The sequence below is a fragment of the Halomicronema sp. CCY15110 genome (genome assembly GCF_016888165.1).
GTDB lineage: Bacteria > Cyanobacteriota > Cyanobacteriia > Phormidesmidales > Phormidesmidaceae > Halomicronema.
In genome coordinates, this window is sequence record NZ_JACSWC010000073.1 from 1 (window position 1) to 7,731 (window position 7,731).

Genomic DNA, 7,731 nt, shown 5'->3' on the forward strand with positions numbered 1-7,731 from the left:
GGGAGTTCAGTCATGACCAAAGCCTAACATCCTCTGCTAGCTCATCGCTTGAGTCAACCTGGTTGAGCAATTACCAATTTACAAAAGATGAACAGCGATCGCGCCTCTGTGCTAATTTATAACTTGATTACTGCGGGATGTAGCGCAGCTTGGTAGCGCACTTCGTTCGGGACGAAGGGGCCGGAGGTTCGAATCCTCTCATCCCGATTCTTTTGTGTCGAGTAACAAGTTATTTGTCGTCGATCACTAATTCGTGTCGTCATAACTGTTTCTCTGTCGTCATTCACACATTTGTGTCGTTTGGTTGCTAAATGCGACTGATCACACAATGTTGTCGTCGGATGAGTTCGCATCTAAAAAGGCCTTATCAAAGATAAGGTGTACTTTCCCGAACGAAGTGCGCCTTTCAATCCACCTGTATATAGATTAGCGCCGACATTGAATTAAGTACAAATATTCTGGGATTTCGGTCGCACTGCTCTGAAATACGCTGAGCATAATCAGCCTCTACTGCTTTCAATCCGCCCTGTCCTGAAATGCTTTGGGCGACTTTTTATCGATAACAACCAGCTGTAGCATTGGTCTGCCTTTCAATCCGCCCTGCCCTGAAATGCCTTGGGCGACGCAATCTCTTTGGCAATCTGAGGCTGTGGAGATTCACTTTCAATCCGCCCTGCCCTGAAATGCTTTGGGCGACTTCCGGCACCATACCCGACTGGGATCCCGAATTGTTCCACTTTCAATCCGCCCTGCCCTGAAATGCTTTGGGCGACCCTTGTCGCAAAGGCCGGTAAAGCGTCAGGGCAGTCTTTCAATCCGCCCTGCCCTGAAATGCTTTGGGCGACCTGCGGTCGGGATGCCTGTTGTCTTTGTGGCTGTTGCGGTCTTTCAATCCGCCCTGCCCTGAAATGCTTTGGGCGACCTTGCCCCCACCAGCGCCCGCTACCGAGCCTTGATCTTTCAATCCGCCCTGCCCTGAAATGCTTTGGGCGACCCTCTGCCGGGTCAATCTTCAGGGTATTAATCCTCTTTCAATCCGCCCTGCCCTGAAATGCTTTGGGCGACTTAGTTGAGCGCCTTGGCGGATGCGACTGTAGCGATCTTTCAATCCGCCCTGCCCTGAAATGCTTTGGGCGACACATTAGCGTAAACCTCTTTACCCGTAAAGAGGTTCTTTCAATCCGCCCTGCCCTGAAATGCTTTGGGCGACCAGCCGCCTGCTCGCATTGCTGGATTGAAGCAATCTTTCAATCCGCCCTGCCCTGAAATGCTTTGGGCGACTATGCGAGTAACCTACGAGTAAGCTTAAGATAGGACTTTCAATCCGCCCTGCCCTGAAATGCTTTGGGCGACTTACAGCGCTTTCAGGTGCCTTATTACGGCATTCCGATCTTTCAATCCGCCCTGCCCTGAAATGCTTTGGGCGACCCTTGCCATTGGAAAGGTATACCCTGCAAGCTTTTCAGAGCTGAATTTGGCAAAGCTCAATCTAGTTCTAGCGGATTCTGTTAGAAGACCGGCAATTTGGATAAGCCAGTCAACTCAAACCTTCGTAGATTAAGAGCTTCAGCCTTTTGGCAAACCTACTAGGGATTTTGACCTCGCTTAGGTTTGCCAAATTTAAGATTTGGGTGGATTCCTCCTTGCTCGGAGGTGAATTTGATAACCATCGCTCCAGAACCCGTGCCCTCTTGCTGCGTGCGCCTTACAACTTCGGGGATGGACAGTTATCTAGGCCAGAAAGCAGGACGGTGTTCAGACCGTCAAACTAGCCCTTTTTCTAAGCACAGAGACCTTTGACGGCATGAGCTTAGGCGCTGCATTTATTTTAGTGGTACATACGAACCTGTCAAGCTCTTTGGACGACTGTACGTGATTCGTAAGCAGCGATCGCTAAATTTCTCGCTTTTTCTTGAGAAGTTCCTTGCAATGGCTGACGGATCGATTCAGTCTCAAGGCCCTGGAGAGAAGCTTTGGTCGTGATCTTCTGGGCCAAACGGCCATAGCTCCAGCGATGGACGCTGGCTCGAAACTTGGCTGCATATTCGTCTTGCTTCTCCTTGAGACCAGGAATTTTACGTTCAGCTTTAGCCTGGATTTCTGCATGGATGATTTCGCGAATATTTCCCAGTTCAGGGAGCACAACGCTGCTGGCTCCATATTCTGTGGCAGTTTCTAGGATGGCTTTGGCAATTAGCGAGTCTACATGCTCTCCTAGTCCGCCTTCAGAGATTCTATTCTCAGCGCTTTCTTTCTGGTTTTGGTGGCGTTGGTGAGCACGCTGTTGCTGCTTAAGTCTGTGCTTGGTGAAAAGACTATAGTTTTGGCCTAGCAGTTGACGAATGCTGCGATAGGTTATTGCCTTACTTGTCACGATATCCACGATCGCTAATGTGGCTGGCTTCTCCAGGCCAAAGCTGACTGCTGCAATGATCGATGGATTGCCCCGGTAGAGGGGCTGACTAGGGCGAGGAAACGGGTTCTGCAGCAACTCAAGGGTCTTCTCTCGCTTGGTGATGAAATCCTGCTGCTTCTGATTGAGATTCCCTTTGGCTTTTGTTCCCGCAACAATTTTGGCAATGCTGGTCGCCTTCTCTTGACGAACTTGTTCGGTGCCTTCTGCGGTCCAAAGACGAGTATCCACACTGCATTGCAGGGTCAGGTGATTGGCCGTCCAAGGGGTACTCTTACTTGCTTCTGAATGAGGCTTCCATAAGATGCGCCCGGACCTAAGGGTGAAAAGACTACTGGAGCGTTCGCCCTTGTTGTCTTTTTTGATTTGTTGGTCTTCTAGGAAGCGCTGGAACCAGTGAAGCTGTCGCTGGTCGCAGTAAATCTCGAATGTATGTTCGCTGAGGCCGTTGAAGCTAACGCATAGGCGTCCTTTTCCGTTGAGAAACCATTTGAGGTCTTCATTAGTTTCGTACGCCACGGGAAAAGGAAGAGAGTCAGCATCGGTCAGCAAGCGAGATTGCCAGATAGCCGCTTCAGTTTCATCTTTGGGAATTTGTTCAGTCGCGATCGCGAGTGCTTCCAGCCATTGCTCGTCGGTCAAATCTCGCCCCTTGGGCAGCCGAGACTTGGTGAGTTGCTCGTTGATGCGTTCTGTACGAATCTCGGCCTTGCGGCGACGATGTTGAAATTTTTCAAGATCTTCTGGTTTGTCTGGTACTTGAGACTTGTTTTTGAGGAGATAGGCGATCGCGCATTTCTGCAGGATATCCTCGGTTTCCTGGTACAGATCCCACAGAGCCTGATACAAACTTTTGCCTTGAGTCTGTTTGGCTTGCTTTTTACCTTTTTTCCGATTCGTCTTCTTAGAATCCTTAGCAGGCTTAGCAATCTGTGAACTTAGAAGATCCATGAGCTTAGTGGATTCTGCTCGGAGGGCGGGAAGATCGAGACCGGACACTGCCATCAGAGTTTCATCACTTTGGAGCACCTCCAGCCATCGGTTTTGTCCTGACAACTGATTTCTGAGACGGCGGCGGAGAGCTAGCCAGGATTTATAGATCCGCTTTACTTCCTCGCGGCCAGCGTAATACCAGCGGCCCGGCATTCCTTGAAATCGTGACTCGGTTTTTAGAGCCTTGCGGTAATTCTCAAACACACCAGCGGGAATCTTGCCTGCTTGACGCCACTGCTCAAAGTTGTCGTCTTCCCTAATCTGCCTTAGCATCTCGTTGACAAATGGCGTGTAGATATCAGCCATGAGGTGCCAAAGGTACTGACGAGTGGCTTCAGAAGCGACGAGGCGACACTGAATCGTGATCTTGCTCATGACAAACTTAGTTAAGAGAGCGCGAGTTTAATTCATTTGTACCACTTTTGACTGGTTGATTTGTATTGTTAGTGCCCTTTTGATAAATGACACCTCAAAAGTTAGGCAAGTATCTGACGCTGGATGAGTTTTGCACCTGCACGCAGACGTACCGCAAGTACGCTGACCAGATTGATCCCTACCCGAAGAACCGGGAGGAGACGATTTCGGCGTTGGCGGCGCTGTGTGAGCACATCATTGATCCGGTGATTGATGCGTTTGGGCGCGATCGCTTTCAGCTTACCTATGGGTTTTGCTCAGCGGATTTGCAGCGATCGCTGGCGAAGAAGGACCCGATGACGGGGGTGAAGCATGGCCGAGTGAGCCCAAATCTAGATCAGCATATGGCCCATGAGCTGAATCGAAATGGGAATTACTACTGCTCACGGTTAGGGGCAGCATGTGATTTTAGGATTGTGGATCTGCCGAGTGATGTGTTGGTGGAGTGGATTGTGATGCGGGAACTGCCGTTTGACTCGCTGTATTTTTATGGAGCAGAGCGACCCATTCACATCAGCTATGGGCCGCAGCACAAGCGAGATGTCTGGGGCTTCACCTCAAAAGGAACGCCAACAAAAAGAGGAATTGAGGGGTGGCAGGTCCAGGCATGGGCCTCAAAAGACTGGTGACTGCTCTGTAAGGATCAGTCGTCGGAATCGGCAAAGTGCCAGGTGGCGCTCTCCGACCCGCGCCAGAGATAGGCGGTAAGTTTTTTGCCCTGCTTCAGTTCTTCAGCGGGGGTCGCGGGCAGGGGCCAGCGTAAGGACTTGTAGAGTTCTAGGCGATAGAGATCAAAGGCAGACTCTAGCAAGGCGGCGTAAATAGCAGCGGCATCGAGGATCCAGCGGTAGTAGGCAAACAGTGCAACCATCAGGCCAATGGCTACGGCCCACCCCGTCCAAATGCCCCAGATAATTGACAATATGCCCCAAAACCACAACCTTACGGCGGCATTGAGGGCATCACGGGCGGTTTCGAGTTCTTGCTGAGCCGCTTGAGGCAAGAGGAACCACAACCGGGGCCAACAGAGGATGGCATCCAGACCGTACTTGATTTTAGGCCGTTGTTCTGCGGCCCGCAGGGCATTGCCTAAGCGAGTGGGCATGAGGAACTGCGGTGGGGGCGCTTGCATGAGTTGCCAATCGAGGGCGATGAGTTGCTGCCGCTGAATGGGGTTGAGGGTATCGATGCCACGCTGCGCCAGATTTTGAAATTGCTGTTTAGCCCGTTTTAGCCGTTGGGCCTGGTAGGCAATTAACCGTAGGTGAAGGGGGCGCAACACTAGGGGCCAGTAGCCCTCTAGCCAGCGCAGCAGGGTCAGTTCAAAACGCTGGGCCAGGAAGCCAGAGAGGGTGACGAGGATAAACGCGCCCAGCAACAGGGCTAGTTGGGTATCCTCTGGCAAACCGTTAAAGCCACTGACGAGTGGTTGCCAGCCAAAGCGTTTGGCCCAGGCGGCTATGCCCCCCAGCCAAAAGGCAAAAGCGGGGGCAAAAACTGTGGTGAGCCAACGTTCGGCTAGCTTGCCACTCAGGCTTTCGGTGAACTTGGGAAGCATGGCTGGGGGTTAGTCTTCTTCCACCAAAATTAGGGCTTGGTGGTGGGTCGGACATAGCGGCACGGGCTCGGCAATGCTGTGACGATACCAGACATAATCGCCCTCGGGGCAGACATATTGGGGGATGGCGGGCAGATCGGTAGCTTGCCCTGCCAGAGGATGGTAGTGGCGCTCGACATCGGGGGGGCGTTTGGTCTGGAGAAACTGATTGAGCCACTCGCGGCTGGCATCGTGGGCGGCAAGGCAGTCGAGAATGCGGTTTTCTAAGCCGGGGGAGAAGGGCTGGTTGAGCAAGTCTGCCAGTTGCGCATCGACGGTAGGGGCGGTCTCGCCCAGTAGGTTGGGGAGGTAAGGGCGAATGGCGGCGGCAGCAGTGAGGATATCGTCTGGGGAATACATCGCGAGGTGATGGTAGAGGATCAAGTCAAAGGGATGGAGGGATTTAGAGCCCTAGGTGCCGACATAGGTAAAGGCAGCCCAGTGGTAGGGATGCTCAAAGTCGTTTTCTTGGGGGCGACGGGAAATTGTGGCTTTGTAGAGGTAGTCGGCGGTGGTGGCGGCCATTCTTTCGATATCTTCGGTGAGTTGAAATTCGGCCAGGAAGGTTTTGAAGTAGGCCACTTTTTCGCCATTGGGGGTGTCGCGTAGCCACAGTTGGGCCTGGTGGAGTGCCTGGTGGGGGGGCAGTTGCTCGACGCGCCAGAAATCGTAGAAGCGGGAGAGTAGCATCATGGTGCTGAGGTCGCTAACGGACCAGAGGGAGGCGACGACCCCCGCGACCCCGGCCTGAAGCAGCCCGGTGGGGAGGCTCACCACTTCATCGGGCAGGGCGGCACCGGGCATCCCGGTCTCACAGGCCGAGAGCACGGCCAGCCGAATTTCCTTGAGATTCAGGGCCAATAGATCCCGGAGGCTAAGGGATTGGCCATCACTCAGGAGCAAACCGTTATCGAGGGGATTGCGAGGGTCACTGCTGCCGTGGCAGGAAAAGTGCCAGACAGGGTGCTGGGGCAGAGCTGCGAGGACGGCTTCGCGAGTGGCGGCGGTGTGGCGGAGAACTTGGTGCTGGGGGAAGTGGGCCACAGCGGCGGCGACTTCTTGAGCTGAGTTGGGCAGAGGGGGCGCGGTGCAAGGCAGGGGTTCATCAATGGCGAGAAGGGTGGTCGCGGGGGTATGGGCCTGGGTGCGCGCTGCGTCCAGGGCCTGGGCATTGGGGGCGTAGGTGAAGATGACGCTATCGCAGGCGTAGCGCCGTTGGGTGGGGGTGGTGTCATCCGGAGTCCAGGCGGCGTGGAGGGGTAGGAAACTGAGATATCCAGTGGGGATGAGGGTGGCCGTGGGGGGAAGGGGCGATTCGGGATTGGGGATTGGGGCTGGGGAGAGGTTCAAGAGGATAGGAGCCATGACTGCATCCCAGAGATAGTTGGTGATGCGATCTAGCTCCTTAAACCATCGCTCTCGATTTTGGGCCTTAAGAGTGGGATTATCGGCAGGAGTTAACACGCTCTGATAGTAGGCTTTGAACCAGCCCGTGCTCTCGTTATCTTCTTCGCCGACCAATAGCTGCCGCAGCTCAGACTCGGTGAAGCTGTCGAGCCAGACCGGGGTGATGGTAGGCGTGGAAGGTTGCCCGACCTCGCGAGACTGGAGTTGGAAAATGAGGGTAAGGGTGCCGTTGGGGGTCGGGATCAGGTAGACGAGGGACTGGGCCGGTTGCAGGGTGGCGGCAATGTCGGCAAAGGTGGGCAAGGCCAGGAAGGTATCATAGCCAGGGATTTGGCGAATTTCGGCAATGCAGGTTTGTAGGGTTTGGCGGGCCTCGGTGCCCTGCTGTCGCAACGCCGCTTCGATATCTGTAGATTGGTTGTCGCTGAGGCGGGTGCTACGCTCACTGACTTCTAAATTGCGGAGGGTAGCGGCAGCGGCAGCGTAGCGCTCGACCAACTGGGGATTGATCTGGCGGATAGCGGTTAGATCGGCCCGATCGCGCTGGAGGGTTTCGCGGAGGCTGCGGGCCCGACCTTGCTCGATGGTGGCGACGGCAGTTTGTCGGTCACCTGCTTTGGCATAGGCGTAGGCGGCTCGACGGTAGAGGTTACTAGTCTCTGAGAGTTCCGACGCTTGGCTGGCTTGAGAAAGAGCCGACTGGTACAGGACTTCGGCAGCAGCTAGGGCGGCGGTATAGGGGCTGATCGCGTCGGCCCAGCGGCCTTCATCGGCATAAAGGTTCGCTAACAAGCGAGCGGTTTTTCGGCACTCGTTAGGCAGCGTATCTGGCGTCATCACCGTGAGGGCCTGCTGGTAGGCGGTGATCGCCTGCTCGATATTCGCCGCTTTGTCCCCCCGGATGCGG

At 54.3% G+C, this 7,731-nt stretch carries 5 protein-coding genes, 1 tRNA gene and 1 CRISPR repeat array; of the genes, 2 read left to right on the forward strand and 4 right to left on the reverse strand.

Annotation, left to right across the window (positions count from 1 at the left end):
* Window positions 1-133: 133 nt before the first annotated feature.
* Window positions 134-207 (forward strand) — tRNA-Pro (locus tag JUK32_RS00825).
* 306 nt (window positions 208-513) lie between these two features.
* Window positions 514-1,428: direct repeats of the CRISPR family, unit length 37 nt; unit sequence CTTTCAATCCGCCCTGCCCTGAAATGCTTTGGGCGAC.
* A 421-nt stretch (window positions 1,429-1,849) separates the two neighbouring features.
* Here the strand turns inward: JUK32_RS00825 and cas12k are convergent.
* Window positions 1,850-3,781 carry a type V CRISPR-associated protein Cas12k gene (cas12k, locus tag JUK32_RS00830; RefSeq protein WP_204136968.1) on the reverse strand — a complete coding sequence of 644 codons (1,932 nt, stop codon included), beginning with the start codon at window positions 3,779-3,781 and terminating at the stop codon, window positions 1,850-1,852.
* An 86-nt stretch (window positions 3,782-3,867) separates the two neighbouring features.
* On the opposite strand from cas12k, the gene JUK32_RS00835 reads away from it, so the two are divergent.
* A complete protein-coding gene (locus tag JUK32_RS00835; RefSeq protein ID WP_204136969.1) occupies window positions 3,868-4,449 on the forward strand; it encodes a hypothetical protein in 582 nt (193 codons plus the stop codon).
* Between the two features lie 14 nt (window positions 4,450-4,463).
* On the opposite strand, the gene JUK32_RS00840 is transcribed toward JUK32_RS00835, so the two are convergent.
* From JUK32_RS00840 to JUK32_RS00850, 3 genes are all read right to left on the reverse strand, one after another.
* Window positions 4,464-5,378, reverse strand: a complete 915-nt coding sequence (locus JUK32_RS00840) for a hypothetical protein (RefSeq protein ID WP_204136970.1) — start codon at window positions 5,376-5,378, stop codon at window positions 4,464-4,466.
* A 9-nt stretch (window positions 5,379-5,387) separates the two neighbouring features.
* A complete protein-coding gene (locus JUK32_RS00845) occupies window positions 5,388-5,777 on the reverse strand; it encodes a hypothetical protein (protein WP_204136971.1) in 390 nt (129 codons plus the stop codon).
* A gap of 51 nt (window positions 5,778-5,828) precedes the next feature.
* The coding region (locus JUK32_RS00850; protein ID WP_204136972.1) for a CHAT domain-containing protein at window positions 5,829-7,731 on the reverse strand (1,903 nt) is incomplete at its 5' end.